The sequence below is a fragment of the Prevotella sp. khp1 genome (genome assembly GCF_900102205.1).
Taxonomy (GTDB): Bacteria; Bacteroidota; Bacteroidia; order Bacteroidales; family Bacteroidaceae; genus Prevotella; species Prevotella ruminicola.
Genome location: NZ_FNJZ01000005.1, coordinates 233,772 through 258,822 on the forward strand (window position 1 = coordinate 233,772; position 25,051 = coordinate 258,822).

The following is a 25,051-nucleotide window of genomic DNA, read 5'->3' on the forward strand; positions in this document are numbered from 1 at the left end:
AATTAGTTTGTTGGCAATGTTATTACATAAATGGCTGACCACCTTTGGTCGATATTTGATGCTGATGGGCCGTGTTTTCTCACGCCCCGAGCGTATGAGAATGTTCCTGAAACAGTACATTACCGAGATGACCCAGTTGGGCATCAATTCTATCGGCATCGTACTCATCATCTCATTTTTCATCGGCGCCGTCATCTGTATTCAGATGAAGCTGAATATTCAGAGCCCTTGGATGCCACGCTGGGTTGCCGGCTATACCACCCGCGAGATTCTGCTGCTGGAGTTCTCAAGTTCCATCATGTGCTTAATCCTGGCAGGAAAAGTAGGTTCCAACATCGCCTCAGAGCTGGGCACCATGCGTGTTACCCAGCAGATCGACGCTCTCGAGATTATGGGCATCAATTCGGCCTGCTATCTGATTCTGCCCAAAATCATCGGTCTGCTCACCATCATGCCATTCCTGGTCATCTTCTCTTCGGCCACAGGTATCATTGGTGCATACGGCACGGCTTATATAGGACATATCATCGCACCCGACGACCTGACGGCTGGACTGCAGCACGCATTCATCCCATGGTTCGTATGGATGAGTATCATCAAAAGTCAGTTTTTTGCATTCATCATCTCCAGCGTGCCAGCCTTCTGCGGCTACACGGTCGAGGGTGGCAGTGTAAACGTAGGTAAGGCATCAACCGATGCTGTAGTAACCTCGAGTGTACTCATTCTTTTTTCGGATGTATTCTTAACCCAGTTACTGTCATGATCGAAGTAAAGCATTTATATAAGAGTTTTGAGGACAGAGAAGTCCTGAAAGATATCAATACCGTATTCGAAGACGGTAAGACCAACCTCATTATCGGACAGAGCGGTTCCGGCAAGACGGTACTGATGAAAAATCTTGTCGGACTTTTCGAGCCAACCCGCGGCGAGATTCTGTACGATGGTCGTAACTTTGTGAGCATGAGCAAGCACGAGAAAGTGATGATGCGACGCGAGATGGGCATGATTTTCCAAAGCGCTGCCCTCTTCGACTCCATGACGGTTCTCGAGAACGTGATGTTCCCGCTCGACATGTTCTCGTCAATGACCTTACGTGAACGTATCCGCCGTGCACAGGACTGTCTGGACCGCGTAAACCTGACGGGTGCCGACGAGAAATTCCCAGGCGAAATATCAGGTGGCATGCAAAAGCGCGTAGCCATCGCTCGTGCCATCGCCCTCAATCCCAAATATCTGTTTTGCGACGAGCCCAACTCTGGTCTCGACCCCAAAACATCGCTTGTTATCGATGAACTGTTACACTCCATCACTCAGGAATACAACATGACCACCATCATAAACACCCACGACATGAACTCGGTCATGGGCATCGGCGAAAATATCATTTTTATTTACGAAGGAAATAAGGAATGGCAAGGCGTAAGCAGTCAGGTTATGGGTGCCGAAAATCCCCGATTAACCGACTTTATCTTCGCCAGCGATCTGCTCAAAAATATGCGACGAATCGTTATCGACAACGGACTCTCATTATAAGTGTTTCAAGAAAAAACACCTTATTATTAAATAAATTTTTCTTAAAAGTTTGTTCGATTCAGATTTTTTACTTACTTTTGCAGCAATAATTCGAATTATAACATCCAATTTTAGCATTTTTATATGAAGAAAGAAATTAAGATTAAGAATCAGGTAGGCGAGTTAGAGAAAGTAAACGCCTTCATCGAAGAGATCGGAGAGGAACTTCAGCTTGACATGGAGCTGCTGATGAACCTGAACCTGGTAATGGAAGAGATGGTATCTAACGTTATCTTCTATGCTTATCCCGAAGGAAAAACTGCCGACATCGAATTGACAGCCGAGTGCATTGGCCACACGCTCACATTTGTGCTTAGCGACAAGGGCCGCGAGTTTGACCCCACCATGAAGGAGGACATCGACACTGCTACCGATCCAGCTGATCGCGAACTGGGTGGTCTTGGCATCTACATTGTCAAGAACATCATGAACGAGGTTACCTATCAGCGCCTGGAGGGCAAGAACCTGCTCACCATGAAAAAGGATTTAGAGGATTAATTACAAAACAATTAGATAACACATAATTATGACACAGATTATCAAAGAAGGTGGAAAAACCATTATTAAGACCGGTTCACGAATCGACACTATGAACGCCAACCAGTTCGAGCAGGACATCCAGCCCGCCCTTAAGGAGGGAGGTGTTGACCTCGAAATGGACTGCACAGAACTCACCTACATGGCCAGCTCAGGTCTGCGTATCATCCAGAAGACTATGCGCATTGTTACTCAGCTCAAGGGTCAGTTCAAAATCACCAACGTGTCGCCCGAAATTTACAAGATTCTGGCTATGACCGGATTCACCAAATTCATGAAGGTAGAACAGAAAAAAGCATAGCATATGATCTGGTTGGTTGTCTCACTTGTTATTATACTCCTCATCGTCTGCATTATTCTGCAGATGAAGATTAAGCACAGTCGTGAGCAGGAGGCCGAAGGCAAGCAGTTGCTCGAGGACTACCAGAAGCGCGTCAACGAGATGGAGAAGTTGCTCAAGGACTACCGTTCGCTCGAGCAGAACTTCGACAACGTTGGTCAGGGTTACGAAGAGGCCCTGATGGCTTTCGACAAGATGGAAGAGGAGAAGCAGAAAGTGCTGAAGGTAAAAGAGGCCATCGAGAAGCAGTCAAACGAGGTTATGGCTGCCAAGCAGGAGCTTGAGGAAACCATGCTCAAGAAGAAGAATATGATTGAGCAGTATGCCGAGGCCATCAAGCAGAAGTTAGACTACACCCATCCTAATGCTGGTAACATCGCTCTCACAGCCAATCAGATTCTCAATGTTATCGACATCGAGATGGAGCAGCCCTTGCGATGCGAGGATAACGTGATGGCTCAGGATATCGCCGCCATGGCCATCCAGGAGTCAGGCATCCAGAGCTACCAGAAGGCCGAATTCAAGTGTCAGATGGTAGAGGAAGCCCAGGCCACCATGGTGTTCACCAACAGCAAGCATGCCGTGCGCGCATTGGTAGCACTGCTCGATAATGCGATGAAGTTCACCGCCCAGGGCGAGATCCTGTTGCTTATCAACGTCGCAGGCTCAAACCTCGAGTTCTGTGTTGAAGATACTGGCACAGGCGTTCTTTCCGACTACGCTGAGAAGATTTTCGAGCCATACGTAAAGCTCAACGATTTCTTCGAGGGTAACGGTATCGGTCTCACCGTAGCACGTAGCATCGCCCGCCGTTTGGGTGGCGATATTCGTCTCGACACCGATTACCGCGGCGGTTCACGCTTCGTGTTCTCACTGCCCATCTAACGCAAACGTAGATAATTAAGAAATAGGGAGCTAACCGGTCATCCGTTAGCTCCCATATTTTTTATCGCCTTTTAAAAGTTATTTCCTGATACTTCCCTTGTTGCACCTGTTTACGTAGCAGCATCTGCCGTTGGGTTAACGTAACCACCTCGCAAGCGGTACGCCCGTCGATTGTCAACCGTCTGCCGTCAAAAGTGTAGCCAGCAGTGGTAATGGCTGCAGCATTCACCTGCTGATACTCGGTGATGGTGCGGGCTGTGATTACCCAATAGCCACCTGCGGGACCAGGCTTACCGTAACCCTCGTTATCAGCATAGTACTGCTGACTGATGGCATCCCACGTTCCAATCAAATCTGCATCGTTTTCGTTGTTGCCATCATAATCCACACTACATGCGGACATACTTAAACTCACGAAACCAGCCATCACGGCCGCCATTACGTATAACATATTCTTCGTCATAGGCTAACTTGTCTTAGGTTAATAGTAGTACTTCTTGTTGGCAAATATAGGTAAATTATTCTAAACTTCCAAATTTTTAGCCAAAATTTTTACATAACAAGAAAGAAGATATTTGTTTTTCGCAGCAGAAAATTCCATTTTCTAATGCAGAAAACAGAGTTTTCCCCGGCAGAAAGTAACATTTTCTGTCGGGGAAAACAAATATAAAATAGAAACCGTATCTACCATCTACCATCTTTCTACCACCACCTCGCAATCCTGCATAAACAAAGGTATTTCGAGCGATTGGTGGTAGAGTGGTAGATAAAATTAAAAATTAGAAGTTCCACTTAACAGCCAAAGTTGGGTTAATGAAGAACTTTTTATCGTTATAGGTGTTATAAATGAAGTTGTTGCTAACCTCTACCTCGGTACCGATGCTGAAATGCTCGGTGGCATTGTACCAGAGCTGCGGCTCGGTCAAGAGAACCAGCTGACCGTGACCGTCGGCCTTTTCGCCACGCCAGAAATCAATGAAACCAGAGAAGGTACCCTTCTTGTTAGCGAAGTTCAGGCCCCATACACCAGTGAGCTGTACCGAATTATAGGCGCTGGTATTGTCGTAGCTCTTAAAGAAGCGCTTATACATCAACTGTACAGAATAGGTCTTTGAGAAGTCAGCATTATGACCATTCCACGCAGCACCAACCAATGCGGCCTGCTGGAACGAACCGAAACGGTTCAGACCACCATCATACTCTACGTGGGCAGCAAAACCTTTCTTACCAATATTAAACTCACGAGAGATTTCACCATAAGCTCCCTCGGTGAACTTACGACTGAAGTCGATATCCACAAAGTAGAACCAAGAACCCCACTGGTCGGCCTTGAACTGCTCGAGGGTTAATGTAACCTTCTGACGACCAGCCTCTTCATCAGAGTAGAAATTACGACCAAAATCATAATGCAACTGCACATTCTGTGCACTAGCGCTCATAGCTGCTACAGCCAGCAACGCAATAGAAAAAAACTTTTTCATAATTAATATATAATGTATAATGTTTAATCTTTAATCTTTAATGTTTAATGTTTAATGTTTAATGTTTCATGCTTAACGTATCCAAGATGAGCCGCGCCGCATTTTCGGGAGCTTTTTCATCGCCTAATGCCTGTTTTACCTCCTGATAGCCCTGGAGCATACGATCACGATCGGGACCGGAAAGAATCTTCTGGAGTTCACTACGGATGTTGGCTACCGAGAAATCTTCGAGCAGCTCCTTTACAACTTCACGACCTGCAACAAGGTTTACAAGCGAAACATATTTTACCTTTAAGAAATGGCGACGTAAGAACCCTAAAACAGCAGGCAGGGGTATTTTATAGCATACCACCTGTGGCACACCAAACAAACAGGTCTCCAACGTAGCCGTACCACTGGTAACCAAGGCTGCATGGGACTTTGCGAGCAAGGCATAGGTCTGACCGAACACGATATCGGCCTGCGAGCCTTGCATAAACTGCTGATAATACGAAGGCTCGATGCCAGGCGCTCCAGCTACCACAATTTGGTAATTGTTTTCGTAAGGTTTTACAGCCTGGAGCATAGCAGGCAAGTTGTCTTTAATCTCCTGTTTACGCGATCCAGCCAACAGGGCTATAATCGGTTCTTTGTTTGCCACCGGCGATGACTGCAAGAATGCTCTCACCTCGTCGGCCGTGGGATTACCTACATAATGGATGGGGTAATGATGCTTCTTCTCGAAGAAATCCACCTCGAAAGGCAGGATAGAGAAGAGCTGGTCGACATCGCGTTTGATATTCTTAATACGATACTCTTTCCAAGCCCAGATTTTAGGTGAGATATAATAATATACAGGTATATTTGTATGACTTTTTACAAACTCGGCTATCTTGAGATTAAAACCTGGATAATCTACCAATATCAAACAGTCGGGGTACCAATCCACCACATCCTGCTTACACATCTTCATATTGCGAAGTATGGTAGGCAAGTGCATCAGCACAGGAATAAAGCCCATATAAGCCAGCTCCTTATAATGGCGAACTCGGGTACCACCAACGGCCGTCATCAGGTCGCCACCAAAGAAACGAAACTCAGCCTCAGCGTCAATATCTTTCAACGCCCGCATCAAATGCGATGCATGCAAATCACCCGAGGCCTCGCCAACTATCAGATAGTACTTCATTTAACGTTAAACATTAAAGATTAAACATTAAACCAACTACTAATCTGATCCATGGCCTGATAGGCGGTGACATCAATCTGGGTAGGCGTAATGGCAATATAGCCATGATGCAGTGCCCAATTATCGGTATCCTCGGCTTCTGGCTCATCATTACGATAATGACCAATCATCCACCAGTAGTCGTAGCCACGTGAATGGTGGTGCTTCTCGGTTTCGTTATACCAAGTACCAAAGGCCATGCGACAAACCTTAACCCCCTGATAAACCGGAACCAATGGAAAGTTAACATTCAAGCACACGCCTTTGGGCAATCCTTCGTTGAGCACCCTCTGGGTAATCTCACGCACATAAGGACGGAGAGGCTCGAAGTCGGCATCGGCATGCTGATCGCAAAGCGAGAAGGCAACCGAGGGAATGTACTTGAGACAGCCCTCGATGGTAACACCCATCGTACCACTGTAGTGCGTATTTACCGAAGCATTATCGCCATGATTAATACCGCCAATCACCATATCGGGTTGACGCTTGCAGATATTGGCCAGCGCCATCTTTACACAATCAACGGGGGTACCATTACAACTCCACACCTCTACCCCCTGCTCTTTCCGATGCAGATTCAGGCGCAAAGGGATACCAGCCGAGAAGGCACACGAGTAGCCGCTGCGGGCATCATCGGGTGCACAAACTATGATATCGCCTATATCCTTCAGCATATCTATCAAGCAATTAATACCTTTTGCCTGATAGCCGTCATCGTTCGAAATGAGCAATAAAGGTCGTTTAATTTCCATAAAATATTAATAATTTGGCTGCAAAGTTACAAAAATCTCTTAATTCATAACGATTAATTCTTAATTTTTTAGTAACTTTGTGCCCAAATTTCTTATTTTTATCAAGATTAAGTCAAAATCAAATGGGAAAGATTATTGCTTTAGCAAACCAAAAAGGCGGTGTAGGCAAAACCACCACTACCATCAACCTGGCAGCATCGCTGGCTACACTGGAAAAAACAGTGCTGGTTGTTGACGCTGACCCTCAGGCCAACGCATCGAGTGGCTTGGGTGTAGACATCAAGGATGTAGAATGCTCGCTATACGAATGCATTATCAACAAGGCCGATGTGCGAGACGCCATCTATACCACCGATATCGACGGACTGGATATCATACCCAGCCATATCGACCTGGTTGGTGCCGAGATTGAGATGCTGAACCTGAACGATCGTGAGAAAGTGATCAAGAAAATGCTTGAGCCTATTCGTAACGAATACGACTTTATCCTCATCGACTGTTCACCATCACTGGGCCTGATCACCGTTAACTCACTCACAGCAGCCAACTCGGTGATTATCCCTGTACAGTGCGAGTACTTTGCCCTGGAGGGTATCAGCAAACTGCTGAACACCATCAAGATCATCAAGAATAAATTGAACCCAACACTGGAGATAGAAGGTTTCCTGCTGACGATGTACGACAGCCGTCTGCGCCTGGCCAACCAGATTTACGACGAGGTGAAGCGCCACTTCCAGGAGCTGGTGTTCAAAACCGTTATTCAGCGTAACGTAAAATTAAGCGAGGCACCAAGTCATGGTTTGCCCGTAATCCTCTATGATGCCGACTCAACAGGTGCAAAGAACCACCTGGCACTGGCTCAGGAAATCATCTTTAAGAACAGAAAATAACTATGGCAGTAAGAAAGAAATACGACCACAACGTACTGGGTCGCGGACTCGACAATATCGGCACCGGCAGAGGCATGGGGCTGGATGCACTTATCAACACTAACGACATCAACACCCAAGGTACATCAAACCTGAATGAGATAGCCATCGAGCTGATAGAACCTAACCCCGACCAGCCACGACATGAGTTCGATGAGAATGCACTGAACGAGCTGGCAGCCAGTATCCGTGAGATTGGCATCATCACCCCTATCACTGTTCGTGAGATGCCTTCAGGACACTATCAGATTATTGCCGGTGAGCGCCGTTGGCGTGCATCGCAGTTGGCAGGGCTTAAAGCTATACCTGCTTACATCAAGACCACCGACGATAAGCTGACCATGGAGATGGCACTGGTTGAGAATATTCAGCGCGAGGATTTGAATGCCATCGAGATTGCACTGGCCTACCAGCGATTGTCGGAATCTACAGGTATGACACAGGAGCGCATGTCGGAGCGTCTGGGTAAGAGCCGCACCTCGATCACCAACTATATGCGACTGCTGAAGTTGCCTGCACAGATACAGATGGCACTGAAGAACCGCGACATCGACATGGGACATGCCCGTGCACTGCTCTCACTCGAAAGTCCATCGGCACAGCTCAAACTGTTTAAGGACGTACACCGCAACGGCTACTCGGTACGTAAGGTTGAGGAGATGGTACAGATGGTGAAGAACGGCGACACCCTGCAGAATGCCCGTAAGACCGTGGCTCCTAACCAGCTGCCATTGGAGTACAGCATTCTGAGAGACCGCTTGTCGGACCTGTTCAAAACAAAAGTACAGATGACCTGCTCTGCCCAGTCGAAGGGGCGTATCAGCATTTCCTTTGCCAATGAGGATGAACTGGAGTATATCATGAATGTCTTCGACAAACTGAAGAAGAAGTAAAACAAGAACATGAAGAATAGATGTAAGCTGTTGATAACAGGCATGCTGCTGGCCACAGGTTTCGGAACGGTCCGAGCCCAGGAGGAGGTGGTATTGGAGCACGACTCGTTGTCGCAAGCCATCAATAACGAGGTGTCGGTGCTGGTTGATTCGGCCCGCATCCCCACCAAACCCCTCAAGGACATGAGCACCTGGCGCCCCGATCCCAAACGTGCGCTATGGCTGGCTCTGGTAATACCTGGCGGCGGACAGATTTACAACCGAAAATACTGGAAACTGCCATTGGTTTACGGCGGTTTCATCGGCTGTTTGTACGCAATGAACTGGAATAACACCATGTACAAGGACTACTCGCAGGCCTATATCGACATTATGGACAACGACCCTGGCACGCAGAGTTACAACCAGTTCCTGCACAACGGCGCCACCATCAACGGACAGGAAGAGCGATACAAGAAACTCTTCAAGCAGCGTAAGGACCGCTACCGTCGTTGGCGCGATATGAGTTTCTTTGTACTGGTAGGCGTCTATGCCCTTTCAGTCATCGACGCTTACGTGGATGCTGAGCTGTCGGTGTTCGATATCAGTAAAGATCTGAGTCTGAGCATCGAGCCCACCATTCTCGACACCCACACCTCACGCAACCCGCTCAATACCGGAGCCGTTGGGGTGCAATGTAACATCAAATTTTAATGGAATATGATAGTAAAGAGTTATATAAAGATTTTAAGTTTTGCGGTACTGCTCTTTAGTAGCGCACCGCTGTCGGCACAGACTATTTTAGACGATCCCGAAGAGGAGGAAGAAGAAGAGGTTGACAGCCTGTTCGTCCCCATCGAGGATGAGATTTCGGTAAGAGACATGCAGGGCAACGAGGAGCTCATCGAGTTTCCCGAGGCCATGACATTCAACCTCGACAGTCTGCTCGAGCTCTACATGACCAAGACTTATCTGAGCAAGGGCGATTGCGAGATGAAGGATGAGAACCCCACCTACACACCAGAGGAGTATATTGAACGACTTCGCCGTATGCCTACTGTCATGGAGATGGCCTACAACGATATCGTACAGCGCTTCATCGACCGTTACATGGGCCGTCTGCGCCACTCGGTCAGTCTGATGTTGGGTGCAGCCAATTTCTACATCCCCATCTTCGAAGAGGCCCTCGAAGCATATCAGGTACCCTTGGAACTGAAGTACCTGCCCGTTATCGAGAGTGCACTGAACCCCAAGGCCGTATCACGTGTAGGTGCCACTGGCTTGTGGCAGTTTATGCTTACAACTGGTAAGCAGTACGGACTGGAGGTAAACTCACTGGTTGACGAGCGCCGCGATCCTGTGAAGGCATCGTATGCTGCTGCCCGCTATCTGCGCGACCTGTATCGTGTGTTTGGCGACTGGAACCTGGTGATTGCCGCTTACAACTGTGGTCCTGGCAACATCAACAAGGCCATCCACCGTGCCGGAGGCGAGAAGGACTACTGGCAGTTGTATCCCTACCTGCCCGCCGAAACGCGTGGTTATGTACCAGCATTCATCGCTGCCAACTATGCCATGACATACTATTGCGAGCATAACATCTGCCCCATGAACACCCGTCTGCCTCTGCAGACTGATACAGTGGTGGTGGATCGCGATGTGCACCTGCAGCAGGTGGCCGCCGTGCTCGATCTGGATATTGAGATGATACGTTCGTTAAACCCCGAATATCGCCGCGACATTGTGCCTGGCGCCAACAAGAAGCATGCCATCCGCCTACCAATGGCAGATGCCATCCGCTTTATCGACCTGCAGGACAGCATCTACAGCTATCATACCGACGAGTTGCTCACCAAGCGTGCCGTAGCCGAGGTTAACGACGATCAGCCCACCTATCGTAGCAAGAAGAGCAGCCGACGCAGTCGCAGTAGTCGCGCCAGTCGCAATTCACGCCGTGGCGGTTCCAGCGTCACCGTCCGCTCTGGTCAGACACTGGGCGAGATAGCCCGTCGTAATGGCACTACCGTTGCAAAACTGAAAAGACTCAACGGTCTCCGTGGCAATAATATCCGAGCTGGTAAGAAGCTCCGAGTAAGATAAAGCAGATTTGACGTTTATAAATGAAGTAAAAGAGGTATGGCAGAAGAAAAACAATTAACCCAAGAAGAAAAAGATGATCAGATGATCAATGAGGCGTTTCAGCAATTGTTGAACGATTATATCTCGTCGCGTCATCGTAAGAAAGTCGACCTCATCACAAAGGCCTTCAACTTTGCACGTCAGGCCCATAAGGGCGTTCGCCGCCTGTCGGGCGAGCCATATATCATGCACCCCATCGCCGTTGCGCAGATTGCCTGCAGCGAGGTGGGCTTAGGCTCAACCAGTATCTGTGCAGCCCTGTTGCACGATGTGGTAGAAGATACCGACTATACCGTAGAGGACATCGAGAATATCTTTGGTGCCAAGATCGCACAGATTGTGGATGGTCTGACCAAGATCAGCGGTGGTATCTTTGGCGAGCAGGCTTCGGCACAGGCCGAGAACTTCAAGAAACTTCTTCTCACCATGAGCGATGATATCCGTGTGATTATCATCAAGATCTGCGACCGTTTGCACAATATGCGCACCTTGGAGAGTCAGCCTGCCAACAAACAGTACAAGATTGCCGGCGAGACCCTTTACATCTATGCGCCTTTGGCTAATCGTCTGGGATTGAACAAGATTAAGAGCGAACTGGAGAACCTGAGCTTTAAGTTTGAGCATCCTGATGCATATGCCAAGATAGAGAGCAAGCTGAAGTTGACCCGTGAGGACCGCGACGAGTTGTTCTCACAGTTCACTTCACCCATCGAGGACGCCCTCAATAGCATGGGTATCAAATACGAGATTAAGGAGCGTGTAAAAACGCCTTACTCTATATGGAACAAGATGCAGAACAAGCACGTGAGCTTCGAGGAGATCTATGATATCCTGGCCGTGCGCATCATTTTTACACCTAACAACCGCGACGACGAGGTGAACGAGTGCTTCAAGATCTACGTAGCTATCTCAAAAATCTACAAGTCGCACCCCGACCGTCTGCGCGACTGGCTCTCGCAGCCTAAGGCCAACGGTTATCAGGCCCTGCACGTTACACTGATGTCGAAAACCGGTCAGTGGATTGAAGTGCAGATACGCTCCGACCGTATGGACGAGATAGCCGAGCAGGGCTTTGCTGCCCATTGGAAATATAAAGACGGTGTTGGCGAGGAATACACCGAGGACGAGAACGAGTTGAACGAGTGGTTGCGCACCATCAAGGAGATATTGGACGACCCACAACCCGATGCCATGGACTTCCTCGACACCATCAAACTCAACCTCTTTGCAAGCGAGATATTCGTATTTACCCCCAAGGGCGAAATCCGCACCCTGCCTGCAGGCTGTACGGCACTCGACTTTGCCTTCTCTATCCACACTTTCTTAGGTAGTCATTGTATCGGTGCCAAGGTGAACCACAAGCTGGTACCTCTGAGTTACAAACTGCAGAGTGGCGACCAGGTAGAGATTCTTACCTCTAAGTCGCAGCATGTAAACCCCGCATGGATCAATTTTGTATCTACCGCCAAGGCCAAAGCCAAGATACAGGCCATTCTGCGTCGCGACAACCGCGAAGTACAGCGCGAGGGCGAGGAGATTCTGATTGCCTTCCTGAAGAAGAATGGTTTCGAACCTACCGTAGCACTGGCCGACAAGTTGGCCGAATACCACGAGTACAACAAGCGTTCTGAGTTCTTCCAGGCCTTGGGCGAAAAGATTGTGCTGTTAGGCGAGAAAGATGTTGATGAGCTGAACGGCAAGAACAAGGAGGCCGACAGCAATTCAGGTTGGCGTAAGTTCGTACCTTTTGTGGGCAAGAAGAAAAAGGAGGAGCACAGCCGTCAGGAACTGTTTGTGGTACCCGAGAAGTTCAACCGCAAAAAACCGGTATATATCTCTGAGGAGAACTATAACCAGTTTAAGTTCATGGGCTGCTGTCACCCCATCCCCGGCGACGATGCTTTAGGCTATATCAACAATAAGAACCAGATAGAGATTCACAAACGTGCCTGTCCGGTAGCAGCCAAGCTCAAGACCAGCTACGGCAACCGTATTCTCGACATCAAGTGGGACATGCACAAGAAGCTCTACTTCGATGCTACCATCCGTATCAGCGGTATCGACCGTCTGGGTATGTTAAGCGAGATGACACAGGTTATCTCGTCTGAAATGAATGTGAACATCCACAAGATACTTATCACCTGCGAAGAAGGTATCTTCGAGGGAACCATCGAAATGCGTGTACACGACCGCGACAACGTACGTGCCATCATGGAGAACCTGAAGAAGATTCCCGACCTCAAGGAGATTTCCGAAATTATGTAAACTACTTTATAGAAATGAAAAAACTACTACTATTACTGGCCATCATGGCCTCTTCTCAAGTCAGCCTGGCTGCTGGCAAATACGACAACCCCGATACCATTGTGGTTGCTCGCGATGGCACGGGGCAGTTCCGCACAATAGACGAAGCTATCGAGGTGTGCCGTGCATTTATGGATTACCACAAGGTGATTTTTGTAAAGAACGGCACTTACAAGGAAAAACTGATTATCCCTTCGTGGTTGCAGAACATCGAGATTTGCGGTGAGGATGCCGAGAAAACCATCATCACCTACGACGACCATGCCAACATCGCCCGTGCCGAGACAGGCAAGCCCATGGGCACGTTCCGCACATACACCCTGAAGATTGAGGGCAATGATATCACGCTGAAGAATATCACCATCGAGAACAACTCAGCCCGCTTGGGTCAGGCAGTGGCACTGCATACCGAGGGCGACCGACTGGTATTTGTAGGCTGCCGATTCATCGGTCATCAGGATACGGTCTACACCGGAGTGGCAGGCACACGCCTGTACTTCAAAGACTGTTTTATCTGCGGCACCACCGATTTTATCTTCGGTCCCTCTACAGCCTGGTTCGAGGGTTGCACCATCGAGAGTCGTATCAACTCATACGTCACAGCAGCCTCAACACCACAGGATCAGCCTTACGGCTACATCTTCAACAACTGCCGTCTGATAGCTACCCCTGAGGCTACGCAGGTTTATTTGGGTCGCCCTTGGCGCGACTATGGCTATACGCTCTTTATGAACTGCGAGTTAGGCAGCCACATCCGTCCTGAGGGCTGGCATCACTGGGAGAAGCACCGTGAGCAGACCGCCCGCTACTTAGAGTACAACAACCGTGGTGCCGGTGCTAACATCAGCCAGCGTGTGCCCTGGAGCCGCCAGCTCACCAAGAAAGAGGCCGCTAAGATTACACCCCAAACAGTATTCAACAAAAATGATGGTTGGAGCCCTAGGAAATAACCAACACCTAACACCCAACACCCATTCACTAATATAATAAGGTATATATATGAAGAAATTACTAATTACATTTTTAACCACTACACTGTCACTCGTGGCCATCGCTCAGGAGCGTCCTCTCTGGATGCGTTTCTGCGCCATTTCGCCCGACGGACAGACGATTGCTTTTTCGTACAAGGGCGATCTGTTTACAGTGCCTGTTACAGGTGGCACAGCCAAGCAGCTTACCACCAACCCTGCTTACGACTACAACCCAGTTTGGAGCCCCGACGGCAGCAAGATTGCTTTTGCTTCCGACCGTGAGGGGGGCATCAATGTATGGGTGATGCCCAGCAAGGGCGGACAGCCACAACAGATTACCACCAGTAGTCATTTTAAGAACGTACTGACGTTTGCCGACAACGACCACGTGCTGTTCAGCATGGCCGACATGCCCACACGCCAGAGCATCATCCCCAGCCTTGGGAAGTTTCCTCAGGTTTACGAGGTGAGCGTAAAGGGCGGTCGTCCACGCTTGTTCTCCGGACTGATGATGGCCGATATCAACATCAACCGTAAAACGGGCGATGTGCTCTATCACGACATCAAAGGCAGCGAGGATATGTATCGCAAGCACCACAAGTCGGCTATCTGCCGCGACATCTGGTTGCTGTCGAAAGGAAAATACACCAAGCTTACCGACTTTGCCGGTGAAGACCGCACACCTGTGTGGACCGCCGATGGTAAGGGTTATTACTACCTGAGCGAGCAGGATGGTACCTTTAATGTTTGGTACCGCAGTCTGGATGGCAAGCAGAACCAGCAGATTACACGTCATAAGACCAATCCTGTACGTTTCCTCACTGCCGCTGACAACGGCACCCTGTGCTATGGCTACGATGGCGAGATCTACACCGTACGCCAGGGCAGTCAGCCTCAGCGTGTAAACATCAATATCGTCAGCGACAAGACCGACCGCGAACTCATCCGTGAGGTGCTCACCAAGGGTGCTACCGAGGTTGTGGCATCACCCAGCGGCAAAGAGGTGGCTTTTGTGATTCACGGCGAGGTATATGTAACAGCAACCGATTACAAGACCACCCGTCGCATCACCGACACCCCCGAACTGGAGCGCAACCTGAGTTTCTCACCCGATGGTCGTTCGCTGGCCTACGCCTCTGAGCGTAATGGTTGCTGGAATATCTATCAGACAACTATCAAAAACAAGGACGAAAAGCAGTTTACGTATGCTACCGACCTGACCGAGGAGCAGCTCACCAAGCAAAACCACACCTCGTTCTATCCACGTTATAGTCCCGACGGCAAAGAGCTGGCTTTCTTCGAGGATCGCGGCACCATCCGTATCATCAATTTGGCCTCAAAGAAAATCCGTACTGTGATGGACGGCAAGGACCTCTTCTCATACTCTGATGGCGACATCGACTTTGAGTGGAGTCCCGACAGCCGTTGGCTGCTGGCCACCTACTACGGAGATGGCGGCTACCACCACGATGATATTGCGCTGATTGATGCCTCGGGTAAACAGAAACCCTACAATCTGACCAATAGTTCTTACTACGACACGAACCCTCACTGGGTTCTCGGTGGAAAGGCCATGCTGTTCACAAGCAACCGCAGAGGCTTCAAGAACCACGGCGGACACGGATGGCAGAACGACTATTTCCTGATGTTCTTTGATATCGATGCCTACGAACGTTTCCAAATGTCGAAGGAGGAGAAGGCTATCTACGACGAGGCCCACAAGCCTGCTAAGAAAGAGACTGCTGCAACCGACAGCAAGGATAAGAAAGCTACTGAAAAAAAGCCTGCCGTTGAGCCTTTGCAGTTCGATCTGGAGAATGCCAAGGACCGCATTGTACGTCTTACCGCCCACTCTACCCGCTTGGGCGATGCCTACCTCACTCCAAAAGGCGACACCCTGTACTACCAGGCTGCCTACGAGGATGGCTACGACCTGTGGAAGTACGACCTGCTGGAGGATAAGAGCGAGCTGGTGATTCGTGGCGTAGGCAACGGACGCCTGAGCACCGACAAGAAAGGTAAAAACCTATTCTTTATGAATAAGGGTTCGCTGCGCCGTATCGACATCGCGAAAGGCAGCCGTAAGGCTATTGATTTCGAAGCCGACTTCAACAACCGTCCGTTTGAAGAGCGCCAGCATCTGTTCGAGCACATCTGGCGTCAGGTTGACGATAAGTTCTATCGCGACGACCTGCATGGTGTGGACTGGGCTGGCTATAAAAAGATTTACGAGAAGTTCCTGCCATACATCAACAACGTGTACGACTTCCGCGATATGCTGGCCGAGATGTTAGGTGAGCTGAATGCCTCGCATACTGGTGCACGTTACCAGAATCCCGTTGAGTTCCGGACTGCTTCATTAGGTTTGTTCCTTGACGACAGCTACAAGGGCGACGGACTGAAGATTGCCGAGATTCCAAAGGGTTCGCCATTGGCTGTACGTAACACCGGTGTAAAGGCTGGTGATATTATCGAGGCCATCGACGGCACACCAATCAGAAAAGGCGACGACTACTATCCCCTGCTGGCTGGAAAGACCGGTAAGGTGGTACGTCTCACCATCAATGGTCGCAACGTTAACACCAAAGCCATCTCGCTCACCGCTTACAACAATATCCTCTACGATCGTTGGGTAGAGCGCAACCGCAAACTGGTCGACAGTCTGTCACACGGCCGTTTGGCTTATGTACACATCTCGTCGATGAACGGCGATAAATTCCGTAAGCTGTACGAGGAAATACTGAACGAGACCAACCGCGGGCGCGATGCCGTGATTGTAGATGAGCGCCATAATGGTGGTGGCTACCTGCACGACGATCTGTGCCACCTGCTCAACGGTCGTCAGCACTCACACTTCATGGCCCATGGCAAGTACTTAGGTATCGAGCCATCAGCCCAGTGGAATAAGCCTTCGTGCGTGGTACTTTGCGAGGACGACTACAGCAATGCCTGCGGATTCCCCCGTCAGTATCAGGACATGAAGATTGGTAAGCTGATTGGTACCCCTGTAGCCGGAACATCTACCAGCGTTTGGTGGGAGACACTCATCAACGGTGTGGTATTCGGTATTCCACAGGTAGGTCGTATCGATGTACGTGGCGACTATGGTGAGAACACCCCACTGCGCCCCGACATCGAGGTTTACAACAGCCCTGAGGATTACCTCAACGGTCACGACCGTCAGTTAGAGCGTGCCGTACAGGAGATGCTCAAGGAAGGCGCCGCCTTCAAGGAAAAGACCAAGAATGATTTTGGAGGTCACAAACGATAAACAGTAAGCCCCGCCGGTTGGCGGGGCTTATTTATTTAGAGCGCATCGAGATGACTTTTAAGCACTTGCAAATCTTCGCGCAACGCAATCAGGTTCTGTAAGGCATCGGCTGTTTTCTGCACGCCTTGTCGGTTTTTAGTCAACATCTCACGTGCAGCAGCAATCTTGAATCCACGCACTTTCACCAGGTTGTGTATCAGGCGTATCTGATCCAGATCTTTCTCCTGATACTGACGTATTTTCGCAGTTCCCGAGGTCTTTGGCTTCAGGAATGGAAACTCAGTTTCCCAGTAGCGCAGCGTACTCTCGTTCAAATCGAACATCTCGGCAACCTCCCTAATGGAGTAGTACGTTTTCAGCCTCCTATTCAAATTCAGTGCCATAATTACTACTATTTTGCTGCAAAGGTAAACTTTTTCACCGAAATCTCAAAACTTTTACGAAAAAAATGTGTAACTTTGCACCCAAATTTATAAATGGTAAATCATAAATTGTCAAATAGTAAAATAAGATGATGACAGCAAATGAGATTCGCGACTCATTTAAGAAGTTTTTCGAGTCGAAGCAGCACGCTATCGTACCATCAGCCCCAATGGTGATCAAGGACGATCCCACACTGATGTTTACGAACGCAGGTATGAACCAATGGAAAGATATCATTCTGGGTACTCGCGATCCAGAGCCACGCCGTCGAGCGGATACACAGAAATGCCTGCGTGTATCAGGAAAGCACAACGACCTTGAAGAGGTTGGACACGATACTTATCACCACACCATGTTCGAGATGCTCGGTAACTGGAGCTTTGGCGACTACTTTAAGGAGGGCGCCATCGATATGGCATGGGAGTATCTGGTTGACGTGCTGAAGCTGAATCCCGAGGATCTCTATGTAACTGTATTCGAGGGTTCGCCCGAGGAGAACATCCCTCGCGACGACGAGGCTGCCAAGTACTGGGCAAAGCACGTACCCGAGGATCACATCATCAACGGAAACAAGCACGACAACTTCTGGGAGATGGGCGATACAGGTCCATGCGGACCTTGCTCTGAGATCCACGTAGATAGCCGTACCCCTGAGCAGAAGGCTGCCAGCGGCAAGACCGGTCGTGAGCTGGTTAACCAGGACGACCCACAGGTTATCGAAATCTGGAACATCGTGTTCATGCAGTTCAACCGCAAGGCCGATGGTTCACTCGAGCCACTGTCAATGAACGTAATTGATACCGGTATGGGCTTTGAGCGTCTGGTCCGCATGATGCAGGGCAAGCACTCTAACTACGATACCGACGTATTCCAGCCTATCATCAAGGCCGAGCAGCAGATTACCGGACTGAAGTACTTCACCTTCGAGGAGGAGACCGAGAGTCCAATCAGCAAGGAGCAGGACGACATCAACGTGGCCATGCGTGTTTGCGCCGACCACCTGCGTGCCGTTGCCTTCTCAATCGCCGACGGTCAGCTGCCTTCTAATGCCAAGGCAGGTTATGTGATTCGTCGTATCTTGCGCCGTGCCGTACGTTATGCCTATACCTTCCTGAATCAGAAGGATGGTTTCCTGTACAAGCTTGTTCCAACACTCGTTGCCGAGATGGGCGGTGCCTTCCCCGAGTTGGAGGCCCAGCAGCAGCTTGTCACCAAGGTGATTAAGGAAGAGGAAGAGTCGTTCCTCCGCACCCTCGAAAAGGGTATCGGCATGCTGAACGACGCTATGAATACCCTCAAGGCTGAGGGTAAGACCGAGTTGGATGGCGTACAGGCCTTCCGTTTGTTCGACACCTACGGATTCCCTCTCGACCTCACCGAACTCATCTGTCGTGAAAACGGTTTTACCGTTAACGAGGAGCAGTTCAATGTTGAGATGCAGAAGCAGAAGGACCGTGCCCGTAATGCCGCTGCCGTTGAGAACAGCGACTGGGTAGAGCTGGCCGCCGGTGAGCAGCAGTTCGTTGGTTACGACTATACCGAATACGAGTGCCATATCATCCGCTACCGCAAGGTAACTCAGAAAAAGAATGAGTTCTACGAGCTGGTACTCGATAACACCCCATTCTATGGTGAGATGGGTGGACAGGTTGGTGATTGCGGTGTACTCGTTAACGAGGCCGAGACCATCAACATCATCGACACCAAGCGTGAGAACGGTCAGAGCGTTCACATCGTAAAGCAGTTGCCAAAGGATCCCGCAGCCCAGTTCATGGCATGCGTTGATACCGACAAGCGTAACGCTTCGGCCGCTAACCATACCGCTACTCACCTGCTCGACTATGCCTTGAAGCAGATTCTGGGCGACCACGTAGAGCAGAAGGGTTCGTTTGTAAGCCCCGACACCCTGCGCTTCGACTTCTCACACTTCGAGAAGGTTACCGACGAGCAGCTGCGCGAGGTTGAACGTATGGTAAACGATATGATCCGTCAGGACATCCACATCGACGAGCACCGCGACGTGCCTTTCGACGAGGCTAAGAAGCTTGGTGCTATCGCCCTGTTCGGCGAGAAGTACGGCGATAAGGTTCGTGTGGTTCGCTTCGGTCCAAGTTGCGAGTTCTGTGGTGGTATCCACGCTTCAAGCACCGGTCGTATCGGATTCTTCAAGATTATCTCTGAGAGCAGTGTAGCTGCCGGCATCCGTCGTATCGAGGCCAAGACCGGACAGGAGTGCGAGGAGCTGCTGTATCAGACCGAGGATATCCTGAAAGCTGTTAAGGCATTCTTCAACAATGCCAAGGACCTACAGGGCGTTATCAAGAAGTATATCGAGGAGCACGACTCCATGAAGAAAGAGATTGAGGCTTTCCAGGCACAGGCTGTAGAGCGCGCTGCCAAGCAGCTGGTCGACAAGGCTCGTGAGGTAAACGGCGTAAAGGTAGTTTCTGCCGTTCTGCCTATGAATCCTGCTGCTGCCAAGGATCTGGCATTTAAGATTCGTGCAGCTGTAGAGGGCTCACTGCTGTGTGTACTGGGTACTCACGACAACAATAAACCACAGCTTAGCATCATGATGAGCGATGATATGGTAAGCGACCACGGACTGAATGCCGGTCAGATGGTTCGCGAGGCCGCTAAGCTCATCCAGGGTGGTGGTGGCGGTCAGCCTCACTTTGCCCAGGCTGGTGGTAAGAATGCCGACGGCTTGAGCGCCGCCGTTGACAAGGTGTTAGAGCTGGCAAAGCTTAACTAACCTGTTTTTGCTAGTACACGTAGAAAATAATACGGCTACGTGTACTAGCAATTTTTTCTACGTGTACTAAAAACCGCAGCATAAAAAAGGAATGGACGACGAGATTAAAGAGATTGAACAGTCGGAACAGCACTCCGACTATAAACCAAGCAACCGCTTTGATGCCGCAGCGGTTCATCATCTTAGCGGCATGTATCAGAACTGGTTTCTGGATTACGCCAGCTACGTAATCCTGGAGCGTGCCGTACCCCATCTGGGCGACGGACTGAAACCCGTACAGCGTAGAATTCTGCACTCTATGAAACGTATGGACGATGGCCGCTACAACAAGGTAGCCAACATCGTAGGTCATACCATGCAGTTCCACCCTCACGGTGATGCTTCTATCGGCGACGCCTTAGTGCAGTTGGGACAGAAAGATCTGCTCATCGACACGCAGGGTAACTGGGGAAACATCCTCACGGGCTCATCGGCCGCTGCCCCACGATACATCGAGGCACGCCTTTCTAAGTTCGCCCTCGACACGGTGTTTAATCCCAAGACCACCGAGTGGAAGATGTCGTACGACGGTCGTAACAAGGAGCCAATCACACTCCCTGTCAAATTCCCATTGCTGTTGGCACAGGGTGCCGAGGGTATCGCCGTAGGACTAAGTTCAAAAATCCTGCCACACAACTTCTGCGAAATCTGCGATGCAGCCATCAGCTATCTGCACCAGCAGCCATTCGCACTCTACCCCGACTTCCCCACCAGCGGTAGCATTGACGTCTCGAAATATAACGACGGTCAGCGTGGCGGCGTCATCAAGGTACGCGCCAAGATCGAGAAGATAGATCAGAAAACACTGGTCATCCGCGAGATACCATTCTCAAAAACCTCCGAGACCCTGCAGGACTCTATAGTAAAGGCGATTGAGAAAGGAAAAATCAAGGCCCGTAAGGTTGAAGACCTCACTGCTGCCGAGGTTGAAATCCAGGTACACCTGGCACCAGGCGTATCGAGCGATAAAACCATCGACGCCCTCTATGCCTTTACCGACTGCGAGGTAAGCATCTCGCCAAACTGCTGCGTGATCGAGGACAACAAACCACAGTTCCTCACCGTGAGCGATGTGCTGCGCCACTCGGTTGATCGCACCAAGGATCTCATTCGTCAGGAGCTCGAAATCCGCAAGGGAGAGCTGTTAGAACAGTTGCACTTCCAAAGTCTGGAACGCATCTTCATCGAGGAGCGTATCTATAAGGACAAGAAATTTGAACAGGCACCTAACGTAGATGCCGTTTGCGAACATATCGACGAGCGACTCACACCTTACTATCCACAGTTTATCCGCGAGGTAACCAAGGACGATATCCTGAAGCTGCTCGAAATCAAGATGCAGCGCATCCTGAAATTCAATAAGGATAAAGCCGACGAGCTCATGGCACGTCTGAAGGCAGAGATTGAGGAGATCGACCGCGATCTGGCTAACCTGGTAGAGGTAACAGCCAACTGGTTCCAGTTCCTAAAGGATAAGTACGGCAAGGACCATCCACGTCTGACCGAGATTCGCAATTTCGACACCATCGACTCAGCCAAAGTGGCCGAGGCCAACCAGAAGTTGTACATCAACCGCAGCGATGGCTTTATCGGTACCGGACTGAAAAAGGACGAGTTTGTATGCAACTGCTCCGACCTCGATGATGTCATCATTTTTTACAAGGATGGTAAATACAAGATTGTACGCGTAGCCGAGAAACTGTTCGTGGGTAAGAACATCCTGTATGTGAACGTGTTCAAGAAGAACGACTCACGTACCATCTACAATGCCGTTTATCGTGATGGTAAGAAGGGCGCCTGCTACATCAAGCGCTTCAACGTTACCAGCATGACCCGCGACAAGGAGTACGACCTGACGCAGGGCACCGACGGCAGTCGCGTGATGTACTTCACCGCCAACCCCAACGGCGAGGCCGAGGTGATCAAGGTAACACTCGACCCCTCACAAAACATCAAACGCGTGTTCTTAGTCAAAGATTTTTCAGAGATTATGATCAAGGGACGCGCCTCGAAGGGTAACCTGCTCACCAAGTATCAGGTAACCCGCATCGGACTGAAGAGTCACGGACACTCTACACTGGGTGGTCGCAAGGTTTGGTTCGATCCAGACGTGAACCGCTTGAACTACGACGACCATGGAAAGATGTTAGGCGAGTTCTACGACGATGACCAGATTCTGGTCATCCTCTCGAATGGCGACTACTATCTGAGCAACTTTGATTTGGCCAACCACTACGAGTCGAACATCCTGCGCATCGAGAAATACGATGCCGACAAGGTTTGGACGGCCGTACTCTACGATGCCGACAACCAGGGCTATCCTTATCTCAAGCGATTCCAGATGGATGCCACTAAGAAAAAGCAGAACTGGCTTTCGGACAATCCTGCATCGCAGTTGCTGTTGCTTACCGATACACCTTATCCACGTTTGCAGGTAACCTACGGCGGTGCCGATGCCTTCCGTGGCAGCGAGGAGATTGATGCCGAGCAGTTCATTGCCGTAAAGGGTTATAAGGCCAAGGGTAAGCGCCTCACCACCTATGCCCTTGAGAGCATCGAGGAGTTGGAGCCCACCCGCTTCCCAGAGCCACCGGCCGAGACAGCGGATACTGATACCGAACCTGAGGAAGAAGACCTTGATCCAGATGCCGGCAAAAGTGAGCAGCAGGTACGCGATGAGCTCACCGGTCAGCTAAATCTTTTTGATAATGAAGATTTTAAATAGTATATTGTGTGTTTTGTGCTTTGCTGCAACCGCGGCAAATGCACAAAACAAATCACACATGATAGGCCTTGGCCCAACCAAAGTTCTCGATACTTACCTAACCCCCGAGAACTTTAGCGGCACGGGTATAACCTATATGTACATCAAAGAGCAGCGCGACACCACCCGCCATTGGAGCAACACCTATGAGCACGAGGTCGACCTCTCGAACACCCACGACCGTAGCCATAACATCAACGATCTGGAAATCACTTACAATCTCTATTGGGCACGCTACTACAATTTCCGTCCTGTACTCAACGGACTGAAACTGCAAGCTGGTGTAGCCGTCAACCTCTGCGCTGGCGCCATCTACAACATGACCAGCAGCAACAACCCCGCCCAGGCTCGTGCTGCACTCAACATCATGCCAAGTGCAACTGCTACGTACGGTTTCCACATCAGTCGTCATCATTTTACAGCCCGTTACGAACTCAACCTGCCACTGGTAGGCGTGATGTTCAGTCCCAACTACGGACAGAGCTACTACGAAATCTTTTCACGGGGCAACTACGATCATAACATCGTACCCACCACTTTTGTTTCAGCCCCCACCTTCCGCCAGTTGGCCTCGGTGGATTGGCACTGCACACAAAAATGGGCACTGCGCCTGGCCTACCTCGGTAACTACCAGCAAGCCCAAGTCAACAACCTCAAGCAGCACACCTATACCCACCGTATCCTGCTTGGCATCACCCGCAGCCTATGAAAAAAATAACGCTGTTATTTCTCCTGATATTTACACTTACTTCCTGCGTAAAGGAGGAAGAACGCCCCGATACACCCACAGGCAACTTCGAGGCCTTGTGGCATATCATCGATGAGCACTACTGCTTTTTCGACTACAAAGATATTGATTGGAACCAGATTTACCAGACCTATAAGGTACGTGTAAACGACAATATGAACCGCGAGCAGCTGTTCGAGGTGCTCACCGATATGCTATCCGAACTGCGCGACGGACATGTAAACCTCTACACCGCGTTCGACAACGGTCGTTACTGGAACTGGCACGAGGACTACCCCACCAACTTCAGCGATACCCTGCAGCGCCGTTACTTAGGTACCGACTACCGTATTGCCGGCGGCTTGCGCTACCGCATCCTCGACGATAACATCGGCTATGTATATTATGGCAGCTTTTCAAGTTCTGTGGGCGAAGGTAATCTCGACGAGGTGATACAGCACCTCATGTTCTGCCAGGGCATGATACTCGACATTCGCAGCAACGGCGGTGGCGACCTGACCAATGCCGAAAAACTGGCTGCCCGTTTCTGCAACCAGAAAACACTGGTTGGCTACATACAACATAAAACCGGTAAAGGTCATAACGACTTCTCGGCACAGGAGCCGCAGTATATCGAGCCCAGCAGCAACTTGCGCTGGCAGAAAAAGGTGGTACTGCTTACCAACCGCGGTGTGTTTAGTGCTGCCAACGAGTTTACCACTTATATGAAATGTATGCCACAGGTAACCGTAGTGGGCGACCGTACCGGTGGTGGCAGTGGCCTGCCCTTCACCGCCAGTCTGCCTAACGGATGGACAGTGCGTTTCTCGGCCTGCCCCACCTACGATGCCAACCACAACCAGACCGAGTTTGGTCTCGACCCTGACTACAACGTGGCACTGACCGACGAAGATTTTAACAAAGGTAAAGATACTATAATAGAGCACGCGCGTACCTTACTTAATAATAATTAAAAAAAATCCGTTAAATCCGTAGGTCAAATAAAAAAAAAGCATTACCTTTGCACCCGAAAAAGCTTCAAAGAAGCGAATTGACTAACGTCGATTCTGCTTTAAAAAGCGA

The 25,051-nt window shown here is 49.8% G+C and carries 21 protein-coding genes; 16 read left to right on the plus strand and 5 right to left on the minus strand.

Annotated elements, in window-relative coordinates; all coding sequences use genetic code 11:
* The first annotated feature begins 16 nt into the window (after window positions 1-16).
* The 5 genes from BLR73_RS13345 (at window position 17) to BLR73_RS13365 (ending at window position 3,334) form a co-directional block, all read left to right on the plus strand.
* Window positions 17-763, plus strand: coding sequence for an MlaE family ABC transporter permease (locus BLR73_RS13345; RefSeq protein ID WP_033151028.1), 747 nt, complete (start codon window positions 17-19; stop codon window positions 761-763).
* The gene (locus BLR73_RS13350) at window positions 760-1,533 is read left to right on the plus strand and encodes an ABC transporter ATP-binding protein (protein ID WP_033151029.1); all 774 of its coding nucleotides are present in this window, start codon (window positions 760-762) and stop codon (window positions 1,531-1,533) included. Before BLR73_RS13345 ends, BLR73_RS13350 begins: the two co-directional genes overlap by 4 nt.
* 123 nt (window positions 1,534-1,656) lie before the next feature.
* A complete protein-coding gene (locus BLR73_RS13355; protein ID WP_013064532.1) occupies window positions 1,657-2,070 on the plus strand; it encodes an ATP-binding protein in 414 nt (137 codons plus the stop codon).
* A 28-nt stretch (window positions 2,071-2,098) separates the two neighbouring features.
* A complete protein-coding gene (locus BLR73_RS13360) occupies window positions 2,099-2,410 on the plus strand; it encodes an STAS domain-containing protein (protein ID WP_013064295.1) in 312 nt (103 codons plus the stop codon).
* A 63-nt stretch (window positions 2,411-2,473) separates the two neighbouring features.
* On the plus strand, window positions 2,474-3,334 hold the full coding sequence (locus tag BLR73_RS13365) for a sensor histidine kinase (RefSeq protein ID WP_176763697.1): 861 nt from the start codon (window positions 2,474-2,476) through the stop codon (window positions 3,332-3,334).
* Window positions 3,335-3,395: 61 nt separating this feature from the next.
* Here BLR73_RS13365 and BLR73_RS13370 read toward each other — a convergent pair whose 3' ends face one another.
* From BLR73_RS13370 to surE, 4 genes are all read right to left on the minus strand, one after another.
* Window positions 3,396-3,785 (minus strand): hypothetical protein, encoded by a 390-nt coding sequence (locus BLR73_RS13370; RefSeq protein WP_143010965.1) that lies wholly within the window; start codon window positions 3,783-3,785, stop codon window positions 3,396-3,398.
* A gap of 328 nt (window positions 3,786-4,113) precedes the next feature.
* A complete protein-coding gene (locus tag BLR73_RS13375; RefSeq protein WP_073046715.1) occupies window positions 4,114-4,815 on the minus strand; it encodes a nucleoside-specific channel-forming Tsx family protein in 702 nt (233 codons plus the stop codon).
* A gap of 58 nt (window positions 4,816-4,873) precedes the next feature.
* Window positions 4,874-5,983, minus strand: a complete 1,110-nt coding sequence (gene lpxB / locus BLR73_RS13380; RefSeq protein WP_091862810.1) for a lipid-A-disaccharide synthase — start codon at window positions 5,981-5,983, stop codon at window positions 4,874-4,876.
* Between the two features lie 20 nt (window positions 5,984-6,003).
* Window positions 6,004-6,774 (minus strand): 5'/3'-nucleotidase SurE, encoded by a 771-nt coding sequence (gene surE / locus BLR73_RS13385; RefSeq protein WP_091862813.1) that lies wholly within the window; start codon window positions 6,772-6,774, stop codon window positions 6,004-6,006.
* A 122-nt stretch (window positions 6,775-6,896) separates the two neighbouring features.
* Between surE and BLR73_RS13390 the strand changes: the two genes are divergently transcribed.
* The 7 genes from BLR73_RS13390 to BLR73_RS13420 are packed head-to-tail and all read left to right on the plus strand — an operon-like array spanning window position 6,897 to window position 17,260.
* Window positions 6,897-7,664: a ParA family protein gene (locus tag BLR73_RS13390; protein ID WP_091862815.1), complete on the plus strand. Its 768-nt coding sequence runs from the start codon at window positions 6,897-6,899 to the stop codon at window positions 7,662-7,664.
* 2 nt (window positions 7,665-7,666) lie between these two features.
* Window positions 7,667-8,596 carry a ParB/RepB/Spo0J family partition protein gene (locus BLR73_RS13395; protein WP_013063546.1) on the plus strand — a complete coding sequence of 310 codons (930 nt, stop codon included), beginning with the start codon at window positions 7,667-7,669 and terminating at the stop codon, window positions 8,594-8,596.
* A gap of 9 nt (window positions 8,597-8,605) precedes the next feature.
* Complete coding sequence (locus tag BLR73_RS13400) at window positions 8,606-9,289, plus strand: DUF5683 domain-containing protein (RefSeq protein ID WP_233456472.1); 684 nt, start codon at window positions 8,606-8,608, stop codon at window positions 9,287-9,289.
* A 6-nt stretch (window positions 9,290-9,295) separates the two neighbouring features.
* Window positions 9,296-10,675 carry a lytic transglycosylase domain-containing protein gene (locus BLR73_RS13405; RefSeq protein WP_091862818.1) on the plus strand — a complete coding sequence of 460 codons (1,380 nt, stop codon included), beginning with the start codon at window positions 9,296-9,298 and terminating at the stop codon, window positions 10,673-10,675.
* Window positions 10,676-10,711: 36 nt separating this feature from the next.
* Window positions 10,712-12,979: a RelA/SpoT family protein gene (locus BLR73_RS13410; protein ID WP_091862821.1), complete on the plus strand. Its 2,268-nt coding sequence runs from the start codon at window positions 10,712-10,714 to the stop codon at window positions 12,977-12,979.
* A gap of 14 nt (window positions 12,980-12,993) precedes the next feature.
* Window positions 12,994-13,968, plus strand: coding sequence for a pectinesterase family protein (locus tag BLR73_RS13415; RefSeq protein WP_013064938.1), 975 nt, complete (start codon window positions 12,994-12,996; stop codon window positions 13,966-13,968).
* 49 nt (window positions 13,969-14,017) lie between these two features.
* Complete coding sequence (locus BLR73_RS13420; RefSeq protein ID WP_091862824.1) at window positions 14,018-17,260, plus strand: S41 family peptidase; 3,243 nt, start codon at window positions 14,018-14,020, stop codon at window positions 17,258-17,260.
* A gap of 35 nt (window positions 17,261-17,295) precedes the next feature.
* Here the strand turns inward: BLR73_RS13420 and BLR73_RS13425 are convergent, their stop codons facing one another.
* Window positions 17,296-17,643 (minus strand): MerR family transcriptional regulator, encoded by a 348-nt coding sequence (locus BLR73_RS13425; protein WP_013063345.1) that lies wholly within the window; start codon window positions 17,641-17,643, stop codon window positions 17,296-17,298.
* Window positions 17,644-17,771: 128 nt separating this feature from the next.
* Here BLR73_RS13425 and alaS point away from each other — a divergent pair, with 128 nt between their 5' ends.
* From alaS to BLR73_RS13445, 4 genes are all read left to right on the plus strand, one after another.
* Complete coding sequence (gene alaS / locus BLR73_RS13430) at window positions 17,772-20,438, plus strand: alanine--tRNA ligase (protein WP_028907269.1); 2,667 nt, start codon at window positions 17,772-17,774, stop codon at window positions 20,436-20,438.
* A 91-nt stretch (window positions 20,439-20,529) separates the two neighbouring features.
* On the plus strand, window positions 20,530-23,202 hold the full coding sequence (locus BLR73_RS13435) for a DNA gyrase/topoisomerase IV subunit A (protein WP_091862827.1): 2,673 nt from the start codon (window positions 20,530-20,532) through the stop codon (window positions 23,200-23,202).
* Complete coding sequence (locus BLR73_RS13440; RefSeq protein ID WP_091862830.1) at window positions 23,186-23,950, plus strand: DUF3316 domain-containing protein; 765 nt, start codon at window positions 23,186-23,188, stop codon at window positions 23,948-23,950. Before BLR73_RS13435 ends, BLR73_RS13440 begins: the two co-directional genes overlap by 17 nt.
* The gene (locus BLR73_RS13445; RefSeq protein WP_091862832.1) at window positions 23,947-24,942 is read left to right on the plus strand and encodes a S41 family peptidase; all 996 of its coding nucleotides are present in this window, start codon (window positions 23,947-23,949) and stop codon (window positions 24,940-24,942) included. The genes BLR73_RS13440 and BLR73_RS13445 overlap by 4 nt, the downstream gene beginning before the upstream one ends.
* The last annotated feature ends 109 nt before the right edge of the window (window positions 24,943-25,051 follow it).